Origin of the sequence: Actinoplanes sp. KI2 (genome assembly GCF_025630775.1) — a bacterium.
GTDB lineage: Bacteria > Actinomycetota > Actinomycetes > Mycobacteriales > Micromonosporaceae > Actinoplanes.
Map to the genome: position 1 here is coordinate 165236 of NZ_JAOSZE010000017.1, position 22874 is coordinate 188109.

A 22874-nucleotide genomic window follows, 5' to 3' on the forward strand; every position below is an offset into this window, starting at 1 on the left:
GGATCGGGCTCAGCCCACGGGCGGCGGCTGTACGTCGTACGCGCCCGAGGAGTCCCGATCCCGTCCCTCGCGCAGATAGTTCCACAGTTGAAAGCGCAGCAGCCGCTCCTTGATTTTATCGGACGGCGAGCAGCGCACGGCCATTCCCTCGTTGAGCCGGCGGGCCGCCAACTCGGCCGCCTTCGCCGGATCCGTTCGCCACGAGGGCGCCGTGGGCCGCGATACCCGGTCGAACAAAAGCTTCACCATGTATCGGGTCGTGGAACTGCGGTTGGCCGACCCGGCGTGCCAGATGTCGAAATGCGCCAGGACCACCGAGCCGGCCGGTACGGTCAAGGCGACCTGGCCACTGATGTTGCCATAGGTGGCCAGCGCGTCGGTCGGCGCATTGCGCAGGTAAGAGCCGGGAACGATGACCGTCGGGCCCATCTCGGCGGTCACGGTTTGCGGGTAGTACATGGCGAACAACCGCCAAAGCTGGTGGTGCCGCCGGTTACGGCTGTCCTGATGCCAATATTGGCTGACCGGACCGGACACGTGCAGATTGTGGTGCGCGTTCAACCGGGCGTTGACGCCGAGCAGACTGACCACCGCGCCCTGGACGGCCGGGTCGTCATAGACCGCGGCCACGGACGGAACCTTGTCCAGCACCGCGGTGCCGAAGTGCGGCTCGAGCCGGCGATAGACATCGTCATGGAACTCGTTCGGCAGGGTCGGCCGGACGACATGAAATCCGTTCACCACGAAGTCAAGCACCTGCTCGTCGCTCAGCAGATGATCGTCCGACATGGCGCTCGCGGTCGGCCCGGGCCACCTCCGGTAGGACATCGGTTCACACCAGCATCTGCAGAATGAACTGGTAACCGAGCACATCGAGCTCCTCATCGTCGAACGGCGCCCGCAATTGGGGGAACTGAACGACGTGCCAGCCGTCGACCACGGCGTCGTGCACCGTCTCGTATGGCAGATCCACGGTGGTCGGGTCGATCGCGGCGAGCCGGCCCGGCTCGGGCTCGTGCAACGCCGCGCTGATCACCCGGGAGCCGAGGAACGGACTGAGCGCGTGCAAGTAGAGCAGTCGCTGCTGGGCGGCCGGCCGCGCGAGCGCGGCGTCGAGCCGATCGAAATCGGCGAGCCGCAGGGTCCCCGACACAAACGCCTCACGCAGCGAGGCGACCTGACCCCGGACGTCAGCGGAGGCGGTCACGCACCCGCTCCGAACCGCCAATTGTGCCAGTTCCATTCCGCCACCCGCATCTTCTGTTCCTGGCTGAGTCCCTGGACCGCGTCCAGTTCGTCGGCGGTGGTAACGCGGCGCAGCTGCCGGTCGGTGAACGTGTGGTGCACCGCGGTCACGTAGGGATCGGCCGGCCACTCCGGCCACGTCCGGGCGCACTGCTCCTGCAGCTCGTCCAGCATTTCCAGGAGGCCGGCCATTCGTCGCTTCACGTCGTCCGCGTCGTGCGCCTTGACGAGGAGAAGATCGCTGTACCGGACGGCCGCGTCGGCGGGCGTCCAGGGCAGTGAGCGCAGCGAGACCACCCGCCACTTGTGCACCGGGGCGAAGCGGCCGTTGACCGCATACCAGCCCACCATGACGTTGTGCAGGACATCGTTCATCATGTCGTGGGCCGCGTGGTAGATGCCTCGATCGAGGCACTGGCGCACCATGATCTCGACCACCACCCGGCCGGAGGAGAGCAGCCGGTAGAGATGGTTCGTGAGGCCGGGCCGGGCGGCCTTGAGTTTCGCCTCCACCAGCGCGCCGATGCGCCCGGTCGGATCGTGCAGGATCTCGCCGGTGTTCTCGTACGCGTCGCACTTGCCGGCATCCCACGAGACGTGTGGCAGTTCCTCGTACTCCAACAACTGCTGGTGAATGTTGATTTCAACGGGCCAGTCGACTGGCAATGCGCCGTCCGGAACCATGAACTTGAAGTTCGGCAACCACGTCGGCAGCAGCGGCTGGGCCGCGGCGATCATCTCTGGGTAAGCCAAGCGCAGGACGTCATCGGGGAGGTCGACCGAGACGAAGACAGACATGTCGAGATCCGAATACCGGTCCATGAACTGCCGCCGGCCGCCGGCCGCAAGGCCGCCCAGGAGCACCAGGCCGGCGACACCCGGCTGAGCCGCGAGACGGGCGGTGAGATCGCTGATCGCCTCGCGGTACCACGGAAAGAGATTCTCCGTTTCCAGATCGACATACGCGTGCTCAGAAACCATGAAGACAACGAAACCTTCCTACGGTGGCCGCCCGGCGTGGAGAAACCGGGCGGCACGCGACAAGGATCAGTTCACTGGTACAGCTCGGAGAGCCCGAACTGGACCTCGCCCTGTTTGGGCGGTGCAAGGTCGTCCTTGGTGTAGAACCGCTCGTACACGTTGGTCGAGAGGACCTGTCCCTCGCGGGTGAGCACGTAGAGGTCGTCCTGACGGGCCAGCAGCCCGCTGTCCAGAAGCTCACGCAGCTCTTCGCCGAACACCATTTCCATCTCCACGCCGAACCGGCCCAGGAAGGACGACCGGGACACCTCGCACATCTTCAGCCCGCGAATCATCACCCGCCGCATTTCCTGCTGCTTGGTGATCCGGGTGGCGAAGTCCATCGGGATCCGGCCCTCGTCGATCAGCTCGTAATAGCGCTTCAACGGCTTCACGTTGGTGTAGAGCCGGTCGTGAATCACGCTCTTCGAGGAAACGCCGAACCCGATCATCGGCCAGGTCCGCCAGTAGTAATTCAGGAACCGGCAGTACTCCGGCGACCGGTCCGGGTGGTAATAGCCGGTCGAACTGAGCCGCTTGAACCCGGCGCCCTCCAGTTTGTCGATCGCGTACTCGTACATGTGGCGCTCCTCCTCCTGGGTCGGCATGTGCAGCCGGCCCTGCTGGAGGTCGTGGTGGAACGCTGTCTTGGGCCAGATCTCCAAGCCGTACGCGGTAAGGCAGCCGGGTTCCAGTTCGATGGCTCGGTCAACCCCGCGCTCCCACTCGGCGACCGTCTGGGTCGGCAGCGGGAAAATCAGATCGAGATTGACGTACGAAAATTTCTCGCGCACCATTTCGAACGCGCGCTCCGCCGTGGCCACGTCGTGCGCCCGGTTACACAGGGTGAGCAGACGGTCCTCGAAGGACTGCACGCCGATGCTGATCCTGGTGAAGCCCGCATCATGCAGCATCGACACCTTCTCCCGGGTCACCGTCGAAGGATCGAACTCGAGTCCGATCTCCGCGTCCGGCTCGAACGGGAACGTCTCACGGCAGGCGTCCAGAATCTCGGTCAGCTGCTGGCCGGAGAGGATACCGGGCGTACCGCCGCCGAAATAGACCGCGTCGACCGAGAAACCGGGGAACGCTGGATTGCGCGGAAACGCGCGGATCTCGCGCTTGAGCGCGTCGACGTACTGAGCGAACGCCGACTCCGGCCGGTTGACGTAGACCGTGTAGTCGCAGAAGCCGCACTTGGTGTGGCAGAACGGGATATGGATGTACAGCACGGCCTTCTCCGGCCCGAAGTAATTCTCGTAATCCACGTACTGGTACTTGAAGGGGTACGTGTGGATGTTGCGTCGCCAGATTCGGCCGCCGAGTTCGACAGTGCCTGCGCCAGTCGTCATGAGATGATTTGCCTCTATCGGGTCGTTAGCTTGCGAGGGGATAGAACGCGACCAGTAGGACGTCACGGTTGCCTTCGGTCCCGCCTGGCTCCAGCCGGGTCACCTCGTGCTCAACCAGCGAATCGTCGACCACCAGGGTGTCCAGCGGGTCGGCCAGCGTCAGCCGGGCGATGCAGGCGGGATTGCCCGTGCCCTGCTCGTACACGAGCGACTCACCGCCGGAGCAGTCGTTTTTGCCGATCAAATGCATGGCGATGAAGTCGTGCCCGTCCCGGTGCCGGCCCTCCGGGGTCGGTCGGGCGTCCAGGCTGGGGGTCACTTTCACGCGGATGGCGTGCAAGCCGACCTCACAGACCTCCGGCGGCTCCGGCAGCACGGCGTGGTCATAAGCGATCAACGCGTGCAGCAGCGGGTCCTCGAGGAACGCCTCGGTGGCCGGCTCCAGCTGCCGCGCACGCCCCTCGTAACGCCCGACGTGTTCGGCTTCCTGCACGAACGGGCGGACGGGCAGCGCGGTGAGCGTGACGGGCAGCCCAGCACCGGACGGCTGTCGGCGCAGTGCGAACCTGCCATATCGCCGGTAGCGGAACTGGTCGGATCCGGCCGAACCGATGTACGGGTCGAGCACCAGGTCGTCCCAATGCGCCGCGAAGCGGTGCCAGTCCGCGTCGCCGGCCGGAAGATCCTCGCGGATCTGCCGGCCCGGCACGAACGCGAAACCGGGTGCGCGCAGCTGTTCGCTGATCAGTTTCTCGGCGAGTCGGCGCGTCGTGTTCATCGGACGCCTCCGACCGGCGCGAACAGCCGGGTCAGTCGCTCGTCGAGATGGATCTCACCGCGGTTGTTGGCCATCGTCGGCCGCCCGCAGGAGACGAACAGGTCGGCGAACGGCGAGCGGTCCTGTTCGAGGTACTCCGGCTGCGACCGGCCGATCAGCCGCAGCACCTCCTCGGTGAGCAGCAACTGGTACTGGCAGGAGTCGGTGTTCAGCGTCGCGATGTCACCGGTGTCCGCGAAGTTCTCCTGCTTGCACCCGCCGCCGCAGACGTATCGTGCCCAGCAGCCGCCACAGACGGGGTGGCTGTCGACGGTGGTCCGCCAGTCCGCCGGCGGCCGAGTCAGCCCTTCCGGGCCCGTACCCACGTCGAACGACTGGTCGCCGACCAGGCGGTGACACGAGCTGATCGAGCTGTCGGGCGAATGGGTGAAGTAGGTCCGCCCGCCGGAGCAGAAGGACAGGGCGAAAAGGCCTTCGGCGACCATCTGGATCGTGCGCTCGTATTCCAGCACGCCCTTGAAGCGATTGCCGGCGGTGAACAGCGACGGATAGCTCGTCAGGAAGTTCCGGAACTGCTCCACCATGCCGTCGCGGAGGAAGAAGTTCACCACCCGCCGACTGCTGGCCGGCACCAGCTCCCGGTTACCCATCGTCACGGTGACCGGCACGGCGGTGGTGACGTCGGCCGGGAACACCCCGGGATAGATCTGGAAGTAATCGAAGAGATTGAGCTCCCACAGCTCGCGAACGCTGTCGATCAGCGTGGGCTCGCGCTGCGCGATGGTCATCCGCGCCACCAGCGTGACATCGTCGCCCGCCGCCCGGACCTCCCTGACGTTCGCGATGATGCGGTCGAACGAACCGCGCCCGTTCTTCGACGGCCGGTTGGCGTCCTGTACGGCCCGTCCGCCGTCCAACGACACCGAGACGATGAACCGGTGCTCGGCGAAGAGCTCGACCGCTCCCTTCGGCAGCAGGGTGAGATTGGTGGACACCCGGTAGACGAACTCGACATCGTGCTCCGCGGCGAACGCGACGGATTTCTCGCAGATGTCGCGCATCGTCTTGTAGTTGGCCAGCGGCTCGCCGCCGAAGAACTCGAACCGGACCCGCCGGGACGGCGTGACGTTGGCAGCGATGAAGTCGAAGATCCACCCGACCGACTCCTCACCCATCGCGTTCGTGATCCGCCCGTAGTCCCCGCCGTCGGCGAAGCAATAGGTGCAGGCCAGATTGCAGATGTTGGTGAGGTTCACGTTGATCGCGAGGTCGGCGCCGTCCTCGAAGCTGCTGGTGGCGAGCAGTTCCCGATTCTCGTCGGAGAACGCGCCCCGTTCCGACAAACCCTGCCAGGCATCCCGCTCCTGGGGCTCGAGGTGTTCCGGGCCCAGCCGGAGCCGGTCACCGAGTTCGCGGGAGATCCGGAACAGTCGATGGTTGCCGGTCAGGAACAGCAGGGCGTTCTGGTCGTCGATGTCGACCACGAAGTAGTCGCGCTTAAACCTCAGCATCGGCGGCACCGCGAGTCGACGGCATTCCCACGAAGAGCGGCAACGGCACGGAATCGGACTCCGTCACCGCGGTCTCGGCCGGCAGGGTGGGGAAGTGCGCCCGGTCGAAGACTTCGTAGCAGGTCACCTCGACGCCCTCGGGGGCGAGGACCCGTACCCCACGGTCGTCTCCGAAGGACTTGCAGACGATCACCCGGAACCTCGACTTCGCCATGATCGGGACCTCCCGGATCACCTCACCGTCGTGTCCGCCGCCGTCGACGACCACGCGGACCATCCGGGCGACGTCGTCATGGTTGTCGATCTCGACGTGTGCGGCCTTGACGTCACCACGCCAGAGCTGCTGGCGCTCCTTGATCCGATCGGCCGGTACCTCCTGGATCGGCAGCTCGGCGGCCTTCGGCTTCTGCACCATGACGAAGGGCAACTTCGTCTGGCAGCTACGGCACCGCGCCTCTTCGTCCAGTCCGGTCGGGCGAGCCACCAGCCCGTACCGCTCGACCACCTTCGCGTTGCAGTTCGGGCAGTAGCTGTGGGTGGCCGGGTGGTCGTAGACGTTGCCGAGGTAGCAGTACTTGATGCCGGTGTCGAGAGCGACCTGACGAGCCCGTTCCAGACGGTCGATGGGGGTCCGGCCGACCTGGGTGTACTTGTAGTCCGGGTGGAACCGGACGAAGTGCAACGGCGTTTCGGGCGACAGGGCGTTCACCACCCACTCCGCGACCTTCTGCGCGTCCTCCGCGGTGTCGTTCGCGTCGGTGACGACGAGGTTCGACACCTCGACGTGGCGTCCGCGCCGGAAGACGTATTCGGTCGCCTCCAGCACCGGCTCCAGGCGGCCCTTGGTCAGCCGGCGGTAGAACGCCGGGTCCATCGACTTGAGCGAGAGGCTGAAGATGTCGATGACGTCGGCGAGCTCGGTGGCACCCTCGAGCGAGATGAAGAATGCCGACTTGTACAGGTTGATGATTCCGTGCTCACGCGCCAGCGAGGCCGTGTCCAAAACAAATTCGTGCCAGACGACCGGGTCGTTGTATGTCCAGGAAATGACATTGATGCCGCGCTCCAGTGCAGATTCCACCACCTGCTCGGGCGTGTATTTGTGCACCGTGTCGTCCGTGACGTGCACAGCCTGAGAAGTCTTCCAGTTGTGGCAGTAGTCGCAATTCATCATGCAACCGATGTTGCCCATCGAAAGGATGCGAGCGCCCGGGGAGAAATGATAGACGGCCTCGGTCTCGATGGACTCCTCGGTCATCGCCACGGATTTCCCGTAGTTGAGAGTCTGCAGCTCACCACCGCGGTTGACGCGGACGCGACAGAAGCCGGCCCGGCCTTCTTTGATGACGCAGTTACGCGGCGAAAGGTGGCACTGAACGGTGCCGTCCGGGCGCGATGTCCAGAGTTTCGCCGCGCTGCTCTCCTGTTGCCATTCATTGGTTCGAAGGTCTAGAGGCAACTTAATACTCCCCCGCTAGAAGGCCGTTGAATACGGAGATCTCCGGGGAGCCTATCCACCTGCCACATGCCTGACAACCCATTAGCAGCTATTGATCATGATAGATCGAGGTTCCGGAACTAAACTGCTTGTTTTTTGACACGGTAAGCCGCTCCGGGTCGTTTCCGCATAAGGAGAACCCGGGGCTTGAGGATTGAGTTATCGCGCGCGGCGGGTCTTAGCCGCCCGCATATAATTGGTGGATCGCCCGCAGGCTCGGCGCCTCCAGCAGATCCGGCAGGTCGACCCCCCGGTCGCAACGCCGCGCCATTTCGGCGGCCAGCCAGATCAGGTTCAGCGAGTCCCACCCCGGCACGTCGTCCAGCGGCCGGTCCATGTCCCGCACGGTGACCGGGAGGGCGATGTGGTCGTGCAGCAGCGCCAGGAACTCATCGACCGTCACAGGGCACCACTTCCTCGAGGTTCACCGTCAACTTGATATGCGTCGCACCGCTGGGAAGGTGCCGCAGGTCGTGCCGGTAGGTGACCACCTCCGGATCGTCATTCGGGCGGGAGGGCAAACGGTGGAAGCCGTACGCCGGATACAGCTCGGCCACGACGGTGGCCTTCGGATGCTTGCGATACAGGCCGTCCACCGCGGTGAAGCCGGCTTCTCTGGCTCGCGCCAGCAGCGCGACGAGACAAGCCCGCTCGATGCCGCGGGAGAACACCCGGCAGCTGATCATGAAGTTCTCCACGCATAACACGTCGCCGGCCCGCCGGGCGACGAACACGCCGACCAGACCCGAGTCGCCGAACCGGTCCGCCGCCCGGATGGTCAGGATTAATCCATCCGGATCAGCGGCCCACTGTTCGACATCGGCCGGCTGCATCCGCCGATGCGTCAGATTGAACTGATTGGTACGCAGCGTGAGTTGGGCGACGCGGTCCGTCTCGCCGGGGTCCATCGGCGCCAGCACGACCCGGAGATTCAGCTCCCGCAGGTAGTCCTCGATCGAGTCGAACCGCTGCAGGAAGTCACGCCGGACCCGCTCCTGCCGGTAATCCGCCGGGCGACGCCGGTCCTCGGCAGTGATCGCGCGGACGTCGAACCAGCCTTCGCTCAGCAGCCGATCCGGGTGCAGTGCGGGCTCCGGGCCGACTTCCAGCACGGCGACCTCGGGCAGGTGACTGCGGACCAACTCGCATTCGAACGAGCTGTCGTCCACGAACACCAACGAGTCCAGCCTGACGTTGAGCGTCTCTGCCAGGTCGCTCAGGTTCGCCGGCTTCGGCTCCCAGTTCGCCGCGACCACGGCGAAATCGTCCTCCCGCAATACCAGGTCCGGGTGGTCACGCAGCGCGGCCCGGACCTCGTCCGGGTCGTTCTTGCTCACCGCCGCGAGCACCACTCCCTGCACGCCGAGCTGTTTCACGATCCGCTGGAATACGGTGAAGGCAGCGCCCCGGTAGCCACTGCCGACCGCGATGCCTTCCACACCGTTGTCGGCCAGCACCCCGCCCCACACCGTGCCGTCCAGGTCGAGCGCCAGCACTTTGCGGGTCGCGCCGACCAGGTGGGCGGCGAGGTGCCCGATCTCCCGCGCGTACCCGGCCAGCACACCGGGACTCAGATGGACTTTCGCGTGCTGACTCAGCCGGGCATCTCGCACCATCGGCACGTCCAGCGCCAGCGGTTCGAGATCGAGCACCACTACCGACGGATTGTTCTCGCCCAGGCGCAGCAGCCGGGCGTTGGCCTCCCGCCAGACTGCGCCCAATTCGGCGCGGGACGGATAGTCCACAAGCTGGGCGGTGAATCGCCGCGGTAACGGCACGGTGTTGAAGACCAGCGTTCCCCGCCCGTTCTGGGCGAAACAATCGGCCAGCGCCTCCAGCAGGACCAGGTTCTCGCGCCACAGGCGGGCCACGTCCGGTACGGTCCACGGCGTCGGGACCGCGTCGAACACCACCTCGGCACTCAGCAGGCACACCACCAGGTCCGGGTTGGACGCGTACAGGTCGCTGCCGGGATCACCCAGGTCGAAGACGTACGCCTCGAACCCGGACACCCATGGGCGGGCGAGAATGCCGTGCCGGGCGAGTTCGGCGGTCAGCATCGGCACCATGGGCGCCACCGTGCCGTGGCCGGTCACCGCGACGGCGAGCGTGGGCGTGTCCGGATGGGCGTCCAGCACCTCGGCTGGTTCGAGCCGCGCCAGCAGGCGACCTGCACGCGGCAGATCGTCGTCGCCGACACCCGCGAGCAGGCTGCGCACCGCCGGATATTCGGCCACCGCCGCGCCGGACCGGACGAGCTGGGTCAGCGCCTCGATCATGCGACCACCTCCCGGGTCGGGCACAGTGCGGCACACGCGTCGGCCAGTTCACCGATGCCGGTCGCGGCGGCGACCGGGCCGGGTGCGCCCCGGGGGGCACGCGCCGTCAAGGCCTCGACCTCGGCGTGGATCCGATCGGCGGTCCACTGCGGGTGGGTCAGGCAGCGGGCCAAGCCGAGCCGCTCCAGGCGGGCACCGTTGTCCGGCCGGTCCCCGCCGTGCGCGAGGATCAGCTGCGGCGTGCCCGCGGCCAGCGCGGCCGCGCAAGTGTTGATGCCGCCGTGGTGCACCACCGCGGCCACGCTCGGCAGCACCTGGCCGAAATTGAGTTCGGTGCGGTGTTCCACGTTGACCGGCAGCCGGGCAGGGAGCAGGTCCGGATGTCTGGTCACCACCACGACCGGTCGGCCGATGGCGGCGAGCCCGGCCAGCGCGGCGGGATAGAAGTCGCCGTGCACCATCCGTCCGGTGCCGCCGGTGACCAGAACGGCGGCGGTCCGGGATGGGGACGCCGAGCCGGGGGATGCCTGTTCGACCGGCGCGAAGTCGGTCAGCATCGTCCCCGCCGGTGCGGGTTTGCCGGCCCGATCGAACCAGGCCGGCCACAGCCCCACGGTGAGATCCGCACGACTGAGCCACCGGTGCCATTCGCTGATCGGCCGCAGGCCGAGCTCGGCCCGAATCCGGTTGACCGGTCCGGCCGCCGCTCGGGCCAGGTGCATCGCGGTGACCGGCGCGGTGGCGGACTGAAACGGCGACAGCGAAAGCTGGACGACCCGGCTGTCCAGCACTTCGGCGGCTATCAGCGCGGACAATGCCGACGTGACCCGGCCGATGAGAACAGATCCGGGTCCTTCCGCGCACAACGCCAGCGCCTCTCCCCGGAGTTGGGGGAAGCCACCGGCGACCGATATCCGGTCGAGGAATCTCTCGGGGTCGCGGTAGTAGGCGTTCACCGCGCCGACCGGGTGCGGGTGGATGAGCGTCGCGGTCCGGCGCAGATGGCGGTCGTATTCGGCCGCGTTGTCGATCGGCCGGAAACGCGCTCCGGTGGCACGGGCCGTCTTCTCGAACACCGCATGCGTGTGTACCGCCACCTCGTGACCGCGTCGGTGCAGCACCCCGGCGAGCGCGAGGAAGGGGTCGACGTCGCCGCGGGTCCCGTGTGCCACGAGGACGAAGCGGCTCATCGGGATTCGCCGCCCGTCTCGGCCGCCGCCTCCTCGACGCCGATGGCGCGCGTCACCGCGGTCACGTTCTCCTCGAAGGCGAAGTCCTCGCCGAACAGATCGTCGATCGCGAGGTCCACGCCGAACCGCTCGTCCACCGCAAGGGTCAACATGACCAGGTGCATCGAGCTACCGCCGAGATCGAAGAAGCCGCTGTGGGCCTGCGGGCGGTGGCCCAGCAACTCGTACCACACGTCGGCGAGCGTCGATCGAATCTGGGTGACCGTCGGCCGGCTCACGCGGCCCCCCTTTCCTGGACGTGGCGTTCGACCGGACCGGACAGCGCCGCCGTGATCGCCGCCGCGATGCCGGCGGCCGGCACCGGTTCGAGCACCTCGGTATGGCGGCAGGCCAGCGGATACTCGGCGACCCGGCCGCCGACGACGGCGCGCCACTGGTCAACGACCGTCGCTTCGGCCGAACCGGGGGATTCGGCGGTCACGCAGAGCAGGTCACCGTCGTAGACCCGCCCGACCGGGGTGCGGGAGAGCCGCTCGTGATGGCGATAGAGGTCGAAGATCGCGGCGAAGGCGCGCTCGTTGAGGCGTGCCATCGGATGCGACGTCCGCCTCAGGCACTCATGCAGGCGGTCGTAGTCGATCGGCAGGCGGCACAGCGCGTTCAGTTCGGCATCGAGATCGTCCCGGCCCGGCGGCAGAAGCATCTGCCGGAGGATCATTTCCGCCTCGGGCAGCGGATCGGGCGCCACGGGACAGGAGCTGACGACCGTCAGCAGGTCCACCTCGCGACCCGCGGCGCGCAGCCGGCAGGCGATCTCGAACGCCAGCCGGCCGCCGATGCACCAGCCCAGGAGTCGATGGGGCCCGTCCGGGTGGACTGCGAGGATCTGCGCCGTGTAGTCGTCGGCCAGGTCGTCGAGCGTAGCCGCCAACCGCTCCTGGCGAACCAGCCCCCGGGCCTGCAGCGCGTATACCGGCAGCTGCGGATCGAGGTGCGGCAGCAGCGTGGCGTAGGGCAGCCCGAATCCGCTACCGGGGTGGATACAGAACAGCGGTGCCTGCGCGCCCGAGCGGCGCAATGGCAGCACCACCGCCGGATCCGGTCCCGGCCGGTCGTCGGCCAGGAAGGCGGCCAGTGTCCGCGGAGTCCGGTGCTCGGCCAACGTCTGTTCGGTCAGCCGTGTTCGCAGCTCGACCCGGATCCTGCGCAGGAGTTCCCGGACGTCGTCCGGCCCACCGCCGGCGGCGAAGAAATCGTCGTCGGCCGCCAGCTGAGCCCGACCGAGAGTCTCGGCGAAGAGCACGGTGAGCTGGCGTTGCCGGTCGTCCTGATCAGTGGTGCGGATGGTCATTCCCACTCCGTTCCAGCAGTCAGCGAGTCCCTACCGCGTTGCGGCGACACCCACGTCGTCGCGCAGGCGAATCAGGAGGCGCTCGATCGCGTCCGGTTCCAGGCTGTCCACGAACGCGGTGGCGGCGTCGCGGGACTGGCGAGCGAGCCGCTGATACCGGTCGTCGTCGCTGAGCAGCCCACGGAGTGTGCTGATCCACGGCCGCGGGTCCTGCTCCGGAACGCGCCCCTTGGGCAGTACGGCCGAGGTCGCCTCCGGATATCGCTCGATCGGCCGGACCGGGAGGACGTAGTCAACACCCAGCTTCGACTCGCGCATACCGCAGACGTCCGCGGCGAGCACCGGCACGCCACGAAGCATCGCTTCGACGCAGCAGTACCCGAACGTCTCGTCCCAGAGTGACGGCATGACCAGCACCCGGGTCCGGCCATAGATCGCGTCCATGTCGTCGCCACCGGGGCTGATCTCGATGTTCGGCCGCGCGGCGAGCGCCGCCCGGTCGGCATCGGTCGTGCCCCAGCCCTCGACCGCCAGGAACGGAACGTCGGGGAGCGCGTCCGCCATCGCCAGGAAGAGGTCGATGCCCTTGTATTGGCAGGCATTGACCAGCGTGACGTACCGCTGTTCGGCCGGATCGGGATCGCGAAGCGAAACGCCGGAGTAGACGTCCGGATAGATCACCTCGGACGGCAGGCCGGCGTACTCCTCGAGGTAGTCGTGGGTGGCGCGACTGATGGAGACGATGCCGGCCGTCCGCCGGATCATGGCCGTGGCGCTCTCGCTCGGATAGAACGCTCGCGGCCCGAACGGCAGCTGGGGCAGCGTGTGCACGAGGTAGAGCACGCGAGCACGCCGCAACGCGGCGGAGAGCAGCATCATCCCGGGGTCGTCGTTGGAGACCAGCGCGAAGTCGGTCGACGCCGCCTCGAGCTCGCGGGCAACCGCGCGAGACAGGTCCTGCGCACGCTCGACGCCGTGCACGGTGACACCCCGGTGCTCGTAGGTGAGCAAATGGTCGGAGCGGTCGATTATCCGAGCCCCGAGCGAGGTGAGATAGGCGGGCATGTCAGCCAGTTCGCGGTACTGAATCTGCCCCTTCAATGGGGCGACCACGTGCACTTCGTGGCCCTTGCTTGCGAGATGTTCAACCACTAGTCGATTCGACTTGTTGGCCCCACCGCGAGACGGCAGGAAGTACATGTTCTGCGCTAGAAGCAGCCTCACGGCGCTCCCCCCATGTCAGCGACTTACAGACTTTTCCCAGCTCAAGCAGCCTATTCACAGCTCGTCCCGAGCGAATGTCCTACATGTACCGTACCCCAGCTCCGAAGATCCCTCCACCCCTTGCGGATGACCGTGATCGATGCAAGTATGGCTCCTTCACGTTGTGTAGAAAGTCACCGTACGACTCCAACGCTCCTGGTAGGAGCGCCAACGGGGGGGAAGTACATGAGTTCCTGCATGGATGGACGCTGTCATTGTGCGTCCGTCGCTGACCTGCTGCGAAGCCAGGGCATTTCCTTCTGTTTCGCGGTTCCCGGCGCACCTATCACGCATGTGGCGGACACTGCCGGGGCATCGATGCAGCAATTCGAGTGGGCGGTGAATGAGAAGGTCGCCGTGGAAAATGCGATCGGCCTGTCCTGCATAGGGGTGCGCGCCGCGGTAATGTTCAAGCAAAATGGGTTGAACGTCGCTGCGGATGCTCTCGTCAATGCCGCGACCCATTCGATCGGCGCCGCGTTGCTGATAATTGTGGCCGATGACGTGGACTGCTCCCGCTCCACGACTCTGCAGGACAGTCGTGACCTCGCGGACCTCATGCGGCTGCCCGTGGTGGAGCCCACCATGGACGGCGACCTGGACCGCTGCGTCGTTTCCGCGGTACAGATCTCCGAGGCGGAATCCATCCCGGTGGTGCTGCGCCTCGTGGGTCCGATTCCCCCGGGCGCCGTCGGGGCGCCTACGACCGAACACCGTACGTCCGGCGCGCCACCCGTCGTCAACAGGTCGATCACCCAGGAGCTCACCAAGCTCGGCCGGGTACAACATCTGCGGCTGAGGCAGGCCACCGAGCAACGCGGGGGTGACGCGCTGGCACCGACCACGGTCTGCATCGAAGGACCCGAGGGGGGCGCCGACCCGCACCGGGCCGGGATCGTCGCGTTTGGCTCCGCGGCCGGCGTGGCCGGTGAGGTCGACGCCTGCCGGCTGGTGCTGCGCCGGTTCGGCACGGACGAGAAGGAGATCATCCGGTTCGTCGAGGAACACGACCGGGTACTGATCGCCGAGGAGCCCATGCCGGCCCTCGAGCGGCGGATCAGGCAACTCTCGATCGCCGGCCACCAGACCATCGGCCGGCTGACCGGTCATCTGCCACCAGAAGGCCGGCTCGACGCCGAACTGCTGCAAAAGGCCCTGGTCGACGGTCCTCGGGACTGGAACACGGTGGACCGCAAACCGAGCCGGCTCGCCCCGCACGCCGGATACCACGACCTCTTCGAGGCGATCGCTGATCTGCGGCGTGAGGGGCTCTTCGTGGCCGCCGACGTCGGGTCGTCGGTCAATCTCTGTTACCCGCCGTACGCGGCCTCCGACACAGCGATCTGCCTCGGGTCGGCGGTATCCGTGGCGAGCGGAGCCGCCCGCGCCGCCCGGCCGGCCATCGCCGTGATCGGGGACTATGCGCTCCTGCACACGGGTCTGCAGGCTGTCGTCGACGTGGCTCTGCGCCGGCTGCCGGTGGTCGTGATCGTTCTGGCCAACGGCGTGCAGGAGAAGACTGGCGGACAGCCCGTCTGGCCCGGGGCGGGTGGCCGAGATCGGGACGCGGCGATCCTGAACGGTCTGCTGGCCGGCGTTGCGCCTGGCGTGCCGGTCGAGGCGTGGGACGCGAGGCAGACCGGCCTCGCCGAGACCACCCGCAAGCTGCGCTCGTTATTGGCCGTGGCGCCCGCCGTCGCGCTGGTATCGGATCGCACGGCCTGAGATGACGATGGCCGAGGACGAGCTCGATGCGAAGCTCCGCGATGCCTGGCGTTCCGTATTGAAGATCGACAAGATCGACGACGGTGCCAACTTCTTCATGCTGGGCGGCACCTCGATCGGCCTCGCGCGAGTACTCGCCGGGGTGCGCCCGCCGCAGGCCGACCGGCCCAGCGTCGTGGAGTTTCTGAGCGCCCCGACGTACCACGATCAGCTCAGCCGGCTCCGCGAAGCCTGGTCGGTAACGCCCCCCGTCGCGGCACCTTCACCGTCGGCTGCCTCGGGAGTCACCAGGAACCAGCGCAACCGGCTGACTCGGGTGAGTCAGCGAATCATCGAGGGCCACCCGCACGTGGCGCTGTCGATCCCGGTGTGCTTCGCCATCGACGGTCCGATCGATGCCGACGCCCTCGCCGGCGCGTTGCGGGACACCGTCGAACGGCACGGCGCGTTGCGGGCCGCGTTCCTCGACCGGGCGGCCCAGCCCTGCTATGACGAGCGGCCGCTGCCGCCGGACTGGGCACCAGTGATCTACGACCGGCGATCGCTTCCGCCGGCCGAGGCCATCGCGCTGATCGAACAGGCGGCCCGTGAGGTTCCGTACGCCGTGATCGACCTGCGCGAGCCGCCGCTGCTGCACGCCGAGATCCACCTGCATCGGTCCGGCGGGGCGGTGCTGCTCGCGTTCGACCACATCGCGTTCGACGAGGTGTCGACCGTCGTGTTCGTCCGCGACCTCGTCGAGGCGTACGGCGCCCGGCTCACCGGCTCACCGGTCCGCCTGCCGGCGGTACCCGTCCGCGCCCAGGACATCCTCGTCGAACGGGAGCGACGGCGCGGAGAGAAGCTCGATCAGCTGCTCGCGGCGTGGGACGAGGCGCTCGCGGGCTATCCGAACGCGCCCACGTTCGACCTGATCGACGACGACTCGGATTTCTCACCGCCGGCCCCGGCCCGGGTCGACCGGATCGTCGCCGGCGACCTAAGTGGCCGCCTGGACGGACTCCGGCGGCAACTGGGCGCGACCGACCATACGCTGCTGTCCGCCCTGATCTATCTGGCGCTGCACCGCAGTACCGGCCGATCGGACATCTGCCTGGTCACCACCGCCGCGATGCGCGACTTCGAGCAGGCCGACGACGTGGTCGGCAACTTCGTCGAACTGATCATCGTCCGGGTCGAGGACGTGTTCGGCGGAACGCCTTGCCGAGCTCCGCTGGCCGACGTCATCCGTCACGTACAGCGCTCCATCTGGCGCTCGCACAACCTCAACGTGCCGTTCCACGACCTCCTGCAGCGCACCCAAGGTCTGGTCAACGGGCGGACGCCCCTGCGACCTTGGGTCTTCTTCAACCACACCGACGACCCGCTCGAGAAGGCCGAGCTGGGCCAGGCCTCCTTCCGCTGGCTGCTGCAACCGGCGACCGCCACGACGTCGTTCCCGGGCCTGGGCATGCATTCGAAGACCCGTGCCGACGGAGCCGGTGAGATCGCGGTGACGAGCGTCGTCGACCGCTACCCGCCGGGCACCCTGGATCGGTTCCTCGAACAGCTGGGGCTGATGCTGCGCGACGACCATGATCCGGACCAACCGCTGGTCAGGTCAGCCGGTGCGCCGTGGTGCGGCTGCGCGCCTGCGCCGGTGACGTCGTAGGCACCGTTCATCGCCTGGATCGGCCGGTACGCATCGAGGTGGCGAAGCCCGCTGTTCGATCACGCCGGCCCGCCCATCCACGTCTGACCGACGCTCTCGACCCACAAGGAGGAGCCACCCGATGACGACAGGCCTCCGCTGGCAACCGGCGGCCACAGCGCCGCAGGGCATGGTTGCGCCGTCGGTGATCGAACGAGCCGACGAGGCCGCCCGCACGACTCTCGACAGGTGCAGCTTTCCCCGGGCCGGCCGCACAGCGTGGTTGCCCCTGGGCGATGGATCCCTGAAGCTCAAGGGAATCGGGCACTGGGACGGCAGGAGCCCGACCGTTGATCGGCCCAGCTCGCAATCTTTCACCCGGCCCAGGGGCCACGTCGGGATCTGCGAGTCCGGCCGCTTGCGGGTGGTCGACAGCGCGCCCGCGCCGCTCGGGGGCATCACGGTCGACCGAGCGATGCGGGAGTTCAACACCGCACTGGGCATGTCCCGGCTGGATCCCCACGTCGTGCGTCCGGTCCGCGTCTACCAGCTGATCGATCCGCCGCTGCGCTTCCCGACCGGCGACGGCGAGAATTTCGCCGTGGTCGCGACGTTGGTGCCCACCGCGTGGCCCCAGCGTGCGGACACTCTTCTCCGCGCACCCGAACGGCTGACCGCCGACGACCGCGAATACATCGAACGGGTACGCCGGGGACGGTCGCTCATCGACACCATGGCGGAACTCGCGGCCGGCTATGGTGCCGCCTTGCGCCTGTTCACCGAGGCCGGGTTCTTCCGGCACTCCGGGTCGGTCGACAACTGGGGGATAGCACCGGAGAGCGGGCAGGTTTTCCTCACCGACCTGGACTCGACGCAAACCCTGACCATCGTCGGCGAGGCGCGGCGGCCGGTCGAGGTGCTCCGTGACGTGGCCAGTGGCGTCTTCGGGCTGGCCGCGGCGCTGATGTTGCCCGGAGTGACCGACGATCCCGCCGCGGCGATCGAAGCCTTTCGGCGCTTGGCCGCGGGCTACTTCGCCGAGGTGCCGGCCGACCTGATCGCCGAATCCATAGCACCGCTGGCGCGGTATTGGACGCCGCTGGCCGAGCGCTCCTGGGCTGGAAAGGGAGCCCTCCCGCTGGGTGGAGATCGGGCCATCTGGATGGACCGGGATCTCTGCTACTGCCTGCTGCTGCACGGTCTGTCGGCGGCGTACGCGGCCGGCGAGGGAGCGGCGAGCTGGGGAGAAGTGGATGTCGACAGGTTGACCGAGGCCACCCGTGAGTTCCTCGGCTCCGGGCGATTCCGCCGTTTCGAACAGTTCTGCGCGACCTGAGCCAACCGCAACCGGATCGGCGACGTTGCCGTTTCCAATTCGCTCGCGTGTATATGAAGCCGCGTTGATCAAGCAGGAGAAGCGCGGGATAAATGACGCTTGCCATCCAGTGGGTCACCTTCAACCGCACGGGGGATAATCGTGACGAGAGTCAACTTGCCGCGCTCGAAGTATCTGACGCCCCACACCATCGGCAGCTATCTGGCCGGCTGCCTGTCCTTCGCGATCGGCGCCTACCTGTTCATTCACGCTGATCTCGGCACCGACCCGCTGGACACCTTCGCGCTGGGCGTGCTCCGGCACGTGCACCTCACGGTAGGTATCCTGCAAACCCTGGTCGCGATCGTTTGCCTGCTCATCGTGGGAGTCTGGACCCGTCGCCGGCCACCGTTGTCGCCGATATTGACGTTCTTCCTCTGCGGCACCATCATCGACATCGAGCGGCGGGTCGACTGGATGCGCGGCTCCGGTTTGCCGCCGGCACTCCTGCTCGTACTCGCCACGCTATTGTGCGCCTACGGCTCCGCGCTGATCATCATGAGCGGATTCGGAATTCGCTCGATCGATCTCGTGGCCATCACTGCGAAACGCCGGCTGGACTTGCCTTTCTGGATCGGAAAAGGCGTCATCGAGCTGACTCTCCTGGGCCTGGGAGTGCTGCTCGGCGGCCCGGCCGGAATCGGCACGATAGCGTTCCTCGCGGGCGTCGATCTCATGATTCAGCCGCTGATCGCTACGAATGGGCGCGTGTTCCGGATCCCCAATCACGGCTTGCCGGCCCTCAGCTCGCCCGCCAGGAGCCGGTCCGGCGGATGATCGCCGCCGCGCATCGCCCAGCAACGGCCGCGGGTGCGACCTCGACTCCTCCACGGCGCGGCTGATTTCGCTCTCTCACGCCGGCCGCTGAACCCTCACGCCGGCCGCTGAACCCCGCTCAGCGCCGCTCTCACGGCGCGGAGGAGGGTTCAGCGGCCAGCGGGGTGCTCGGCTCAGCGGCGCGGCGAGGTGCGCGGAGCGCTCAAGTCGAGCCCGAGAACCTCCGCGACCTCGGCCAGCCGATCCCCGCTCCAGCCGGCTGGATCATCGAGGATCGTCGTGGCCCACTCCGCCAGGACACCGACCGCCGCCGGGAAGTCCAGGTCGTCGTCGATGCGGTCGAGACATCGGACGGCGTACTCGTCGCCGCCGGGCCCGCGGCCCTGAGCTCGCGCCTGGATCAGGCGGTCGAGCAGGCTCTCGGCGTCGTCGAGGAAATCGTTGTGCCACTCGAATCCTCGCCTGTGGTGGTAACGACTGAGGACGGCGAGGCGCAGGACGCGAGCATCGCGCTCCGCAAGGACGGTGCGAGCCAGGACGATGTTGCCGCGCGATTTGGACATTTTGTAACCGTCATAAGCCACGTGCACCGCATGCAGCCAGATGGAGACCGCCGAGCCGTCCGCCACGCTGCGGTTCTGCGCCGCCTCACACTCATGGTGCGGGAAGATCAGATCCTCACCGCCGCCGTGCACGTCGATATGGTCACCGAGGTGCTTCCGTGACATCACGGAGCAGCCGATGTGCCAGCCGGGTCGGCCGCGGCCGAGCGCCGTCTCGTACTCCGGCTCACCCGGCCGCGACGGCTGCCAGAGCACGAAGTCCAGTGGATTGCGCAGGCCGGGCCGGTCCGGGAAGCCGCCACGCTCACGGGCCAGCCGGATGCGCTCGTCCAGGCTCAGACCGAACAGTCGTCCGAACTCGGGATCGGTGTCGACGGCGAAATAGGTCCAGCCGTCCACCGTGTACGCCAGGCCCTTGTCGAGCAGCTCGCCGACCATGGCGGCCATGTCCTCGATGTGTTCCGAGGCGCGTGGCTCCACGGTGGCCGGCAGGTCGAGCGTCGCGTTGTCCGCACTCATCTGGGCGATCTCGCCGTTCACCAGTTCCCAGAAGGGGACGCCGACTTCCTGGGCCCGTTCCAGCAGCGGGTCGTCCACGTCGGTGACATTACGGACGAGGACCACCTCGGAGCCGAGCGACCGCAACCGGCGGGCCAGGACGTCGTAGAGCAGAAGCAGCGCCACATGACCGAGGTGCATGGAGTCGTACGGGGTGAGACCGCAGACGTAGATGGTCAGACGAGGCTTCGCTTCGAGCGGAACCAGATCGCCTGCTGCCGTGCAGTACACGCGCATACCGAGCGTTCTCCTTGGGTTTCGTTTGGCCGAGGCCAACGGTCTTCAGCCGGCTCGGACAGGATATGCGGCAAGTCCGGACCGTGCGTTACCGTCGCCACACCAGTCGATGTGCAGGATCGCGCCGGCGTGCGGGATCTCCGAGCGACCCGCCCGGAGGAGAGGCGGCGGGCTCCAGCGCCCATCTGCGTCGCTCACAGTGGATGGCACGTACGGGTGGAGGCCTCGCCCGGAGTCGAATCGGAGGGCCCCGTTTTACCGACGGAGCGCTCCGCCGGGAACGCCGCGAGCAGGTCCGACGTTCCCGCGTCGGCGCGCCCGCATGACGGTGACCGGCCGGACTCGAACCGTGGTGCCGCCTCCCGCCAGCTCCCACCAGACGAACCCTGCAACCGCAACGATCCGTCCCAGATGCGGCTGCAGGTAGTGGTGGCGGCGGCCGTTGCGGGGAGCGCACGACGATAAGTTCCGTCGATCGGCGCCTTCGTGATCCCGGGTGCTTCCTGCATCGGGCTGTCGGCGGGCCGACCGTCAGGGCGCTGCGGGGTCGGGGCCGGTCGGCTTGGTGAAGACGCCGTCCATGCGGCCCTTGGCCGCGTCGTCGGCGGCCACGTAGTCGCGGACGCTGTCGGTCAGGCGTTGAGCGATTTCCATGCCGTCCTTCGCCAGGTGCTCGATGCCGATCTCCCAGCGGTCGCAGAAGTCTTTGACCGTCTCGGCCAGGTGGTCGTGGCCGTAGTCGCCGGTCTGCCCGGCCAGCTTGTCGACCTTGGTCTTCCGAATGGCGTTGATCGTGAAGTTCACTCCGGTTGCCGCTTCCTCCAGCGCACCGAGGTCGACGCTGAAGCCGTCAGGCATCGGAGCCCTCCTCGACTTGGTCGGCCTGTGGCGTCGTCGGAATTCGCTCGACGGCCGCGCGGATTTCCTCGAAGTCGAAGCCGGTGCGGTAGTAGAGCTCCTTGGGGCTGTGACCCTTGATGACCATCTCCACGACCGGCTTCCACCAGCGCACTACGGCTAGGTCCAGCGGCCGCTGACCCTCGGCCACTGGGCTGCCAGGCTCGACGAACGCGAAGCAGACGCCGGTCGGCGGAAGAGGCTTCTGCTGCAGGACCGCGACCAGATCGTTCACGTCATTCACCGTGCAGCCGTACGGCTCGAGTCGTGCCGCGCCAAAGTTGTTCGCCTCGCCGGTGATCTGCTCGAGGATCTCCACCTCGTCCGGCGCGAAACACGTCACCATGGGGCTCATCTGGCCTCCGCTCACTTCAACTTGTCGAAATAGGCCTTGCCTTCCTTGGGGGTGAAGACTGTGCCCCCCTCGCCGTCCTCGATCACGACAGCCTCCTTGTCCGGGTCCCAGTACCCGACCCGGCCATTTCTCAGATACCGCTCCTCGACGTTGGGCACCACACCGTCCCGGACGCCGTCAACATACTCGCCCATGGCATCCTGACTGACACCTCGGACGTAGTGCGTACCGTCCCCGTCCGGGCGGATGGCTTCCTCGTTCGCGTGTCTCGCGATGTTGCGGGAAACGTCGTCGGTCAGGTCCGGGCCCAGGTCGGTAGCGCCGTCGCCCGCGGTGTGATCGGTCGATGCCGGGGATACCTCGTCGTCGCCGCCGGCGTGCGTGCTCACGTCGCGGGCGCCCGCCATCGCCATCGTGGCTCCGGCACCGACCCCGAGTACGGAGACGCCGCCGAGCGCGACGCCGGCCGGCGACAGGACAACGCTGGCGTCCAGCAGGCCGCTGGCCCCGACACCGGCCACACTGACGGCGGTAAGGAGCGCGCCGCCGGCCATTTCGGCGACATCCCCGGGATGGTGCAGCATCGCGTTCCCGACGGACGCCAACGCGTTGACGACCTCGCCGCCGGCGTTCTCCAGGCCCGCGCCGATCTCCTCGGCGACGTGGCCGACCTTGCTCCAGAAGCCCGGCTTCTCGGGCGCCCGATCGCGGGCCGTTCCGACCGTCGTGGCCGCGGTGTTGCCCGCGTTCGCCAGGTTGGTCCGCGCGTTGTCCAGGGTCTTCTTCGCGGTGGCCCGCCCGCTCTCGCCCGGATCCTGGAACGGCTGCGTACCTCCTTGCTGTTGGTACGTCTGATATTCCGTCTGCGCTTGCTTGGTCGCGGCCTGCGCGGCGTTCCACTCGTTGATTGCCTGCTGCGCCTGCCCTTGTGCCCAGGTCAGCGTCGATGCGTACGTGTCGAGCGCGGCCGCCGCGTCCGCGAAGGAGTCGCCCGCGGTCAACCAGCTACGGGGCTGGCCGTGGAACTTGGCCCGGAACGCGTCACCGGCCGGGCCGCTCCACCCCTCGGTGGTGTCGATCCGGGACAGACCGGTGCCGGCCTGCTCCAACTCGCCGGCCCGGGTGCGCAGGGCCTGGGCCGTGGCGGTGACGTTGGCGGCGTTGCCGGCCACCAGTTGCTTGGGGTCTCGCCGAGCTCGGCCATCCGGATCCCCCCTTACCCGATCGCGCGGCGTCTGACTTCACAAGCGGAATGTCTGACTTTCCCGAC

20 protein-coding genes and 1 pseudogene are annotated in these 22874 nt (G+C 67.4%); 4 read left to right on the forward strand and 17 right to left on the reverse strand.

The features are described 5' to 3' along the window. Positions 1-9 precede the first annotated feature (9 nt). The 13 genes from ODJ79_RS19805 to ODJ79_RS19865 form a co-directional block, all read right to left on the reverse strand. Positions 10-789, reverse strand: a complete 780-nt coding sequence (locus tag ODJ79_RS19805) for a phytanoyl-CoA dioxygenase family protein (RefSeq protein WP_263024972.1) — start codon at positions 787-789, stop codon at positions 10-12. 43 nt (positions 790-832) lie between these two features. Then, positions 833-1207: a hypothetical protein gene (locus tag ODJ79_RS19810; protein WP_263024973.1), complete on the reverse strand. Its 375-nt coding sequence runs from the start codon at positions 1205-1207 to the stop codon at positions 833-835. Next, positions 1204-2226, reverse strand: a complete 1023-nt coding sequence (locus ODJ79_RS19815) for a hypothetical protein (RefSeq protein ID WP_263024974.1) — start codon at positions 2224-2226, stop codon at positions 1204-1206. The genes ODJ79_RS19810 and ODJ79_RS19815 overlap by 4 nt, the downstream gene beginning before the upstream one ends. Before the next feature lie 71 nt (positions 2227-2297). Beyond that, positions 2298-3683, reverse strand: coding sequence for a radical SAM family heme chaperone HemW (hemW, locus tag ODJ79_RS19820; RefSeq protein ID WP_263024975.1), 1386 nt, complete (start codon positions 3681-3683; stop codon positions 2298-2300). Continuing rightward, complete coding sequence (locus tag ODJ79_RS19825; protein WP_263024976.1) at positions 3643-4395, reverse strand: 2OG-Fe dioxygenase family protein; 753 nt, start codon at positions 4393-4395, stop codon at positions 3643-3645. The genes hemW and ODJ79_RS19825 overlap by 41 nt, the downstream gene beginning before the upstream one ends. After that, a complete protein-coding gene (locus ODJ79_RS19830; RefSeq protein ID WP_263024977.1) occupies positions 4392-5906 on the reverse strand; it encodes a radical SAM/SPASM domain-containing protein in 1515 nt (504 codons plus the stop codon). The genes ODJ79_RS19825 and ODJ79_RS19830 overlap by 4 nt, the downstream gene beginning before the upstream one ends. Then, on the reverse strand, positions 5893-7365 hold the full coding sequence (gene amrS / locus ODJ79_RS19835; protein WP_263024978.1) for an AmmeMemoRadiSam system radical SAM enzyme: 1473 nt from the start codon (positions 7363-7365) through the stop codon (positions 5893-5895). The genes ODJ79_RS19830 and amrS overlap by 14 nt, the downstream gene beginning before the upstream one ends. Before the next feature lie 217 nt (positions 7366-7582). Next, positions 7583-7807 (reverse strand): acyl carrier protein, encoded by a 225-nt coding sequence (locus ODJ79_RS19840; protein ID WP_263024979.1) that lies wholly within the window; start codon positions 7805-7807, stop codon positions 7583-7585. Further along, positions 7794-9683 (reverse strand): HAD-IIIC family phosphatase, encoded by a 1890-nt coding sequence (locus ODJ79_RS19845; RefSeq protein WP_263024980.1) that lies wholly within the window; start codon positions 9681-9683, stop codon positions 7794-7796. Before ODJ79_RS19845 ends, ODJ79_RS19840 begins: the two co-directional genes overlap by 14 nt. Continuing rightward, entirely contained in the window at positions 9680-10873 is a 1194-nt protein-coding gene (locus ODJ79_RS19850) for a glycosyltransferase (RefSeq protein WP_263024981.1), read from the reverse strand. The genes ODJ79_RS19845 and ODJ79_RS19850 overlap by 4 nt, the downstream gene beginning before the upstream one ends. Continuing rightward, positions 10870-11151, reverse strand: a complete 282-nt coding sequence (locus ODJ79_RS19855; protein WP_263024982.1) for an acyl carrier protein — start codon at positions 11149-11151, stop codon at positions 10870-10872. The genes ODJ79_RS19850 and ODJ79_RS19855 overlap by 4 nt, the downstream gene beginning before the upstream one ends. Next, complete coding sequence (locus tag ODJ79_RS19860) at positions 11148-12224, reverse strand: thioesterase domain-containing protein (protein ID WP_263024983.1); 1077 nt, start codon at positions 12222-12224, stop codon at positions 11148-11150. The genes ODJ79_RS19855 and ODJ79_RS19860 overlap by 4 nt, the downstream gene beginning before the upstream one ends. Positions 12225-12254: 30 nt before the next feature. Beyond that, positions 12255-13424, reverse strand: a complete 1170-nt coding sequence (locus ODJ79_RS19865) for a glycosyltransferase family 4 protein (RefSeq protein ID WP_263025001.1) — start codon at positions 13422-13424, stop codon at positions 12255-12257. A 261-nt stretch (positions 13425-13685) separates the two neighbouring features. On the opposite strand from ODJ79_RS19865, the gene ODJ79_RS19870 reads away from it, so the two are divergent. The 4 genes from ODJ79_RS19870 to ODJ79_RS19885 all read left to right on the forward strand — a co-directional run bounded on the left by ODJ79_RS19870 (position 13686) and on the right by ODJ79_RS19885 (position 18994). Further along, positions 13686-15212 carry a thiamine pyrophosphate-dependent enzyme gene (locus ODJ79_RS19870; protein WP_263024984.1) on the forward strand — a complete coding sequence of 509 codons (1527 nt, stop codon included), beginning with the start codon at positions 13686-13688 and terminating at the stop codon, positions 15210-15212. Between the two features lies 1 nt (position 15213). Continuing rightward, complete coding sequence (locus tag ODJ79_RS19875) at positions 15214-16863, forward strand: condensation domain-containing protein (protein WP_263024985.1); 1650 nt, start codon at positions 15214-15216, stop codon at positions 16861-16863. Positions 16864-17260: 397 nt separating this feature from the next. Then, complete coding sequence (locus ODJ79_RS19880) at positions 17261-18178, forward strand: hypothetical protein (RefSeq protein ID WP_263024986.1); 918 nt, start codon at positions 17261-17263, stop codon at positions 18176-18178. Between the two features lie 141 nt (positions 18179-18319). After that, on the forward strand, positions 18320-18994 hold the full coding sequence (locus ODJ79_RS19885; RefSeq protein WP_263024987.1) for a hypothetical protein: 675 nt from the start codon (positions 18320-18322) through the stop codon (positions 18992-18994). Between the two features lie 173 nt (positions 18995-19167). On the opposite strand, the gene ODJ79_RS19890 is transcribed toward ODJ79_RS19885, so the two are convergent. The 4 genes and pseudogenes from ODJ79_RS19890 to ODJ79_RS19905 all read right to left on the reverse strand — a co-directional run. Then, a complete protein-coding gene (locus ODJ79_RS19890; RefSeq protein WP_263024988.1) occupies positions 19168-20352 on the reverse strand; it encodes a cysteine--1-D-myo-inosityl 2-amino-2-deoxy-alpha-D-glucopyranoside ligase in 1185 nt (394 codons plus the stop codon). 531 nt (positions 20353-20883) lie between these two features. Further along, complete coding sequence (locus ODJ79_RS19895) at positions 20884-21210, reverse strand: hypothetical protein (protein WP_263024989.1); 327 nt, start codon at positions 21208-21210, stop codon at positions 20884-20886. After that, positions 21203-21619 carry a hypothetical protein gene (locus tag ODJ79_RS19900; protein WP_263024990.1) on the reverse strand — a complete coding sequence of 139 codons (417 nt, stop codon included), beginning with the start codon at positions 21617-21619 and terminating at the stop codon, positions 21203-21205. Before ODJ79_RS19900 ends, ODJ79_RS19895 begins: the two co-directional genes overlap by 8 nt. Continuing rightward, positions 21616-22782 (reverse strand): annotated as a pseudogene (locus tag ODJ79_RS19905) (WXG100 family type VII secretion target); the annotation flags it as partial. The pseudogene ODJ79_RS19905 and the gene ODJ79_RS19900, both read right to left, overlap by 4 nt. Positions 22783-22874 lie beyond the last annotated feature (92 nt).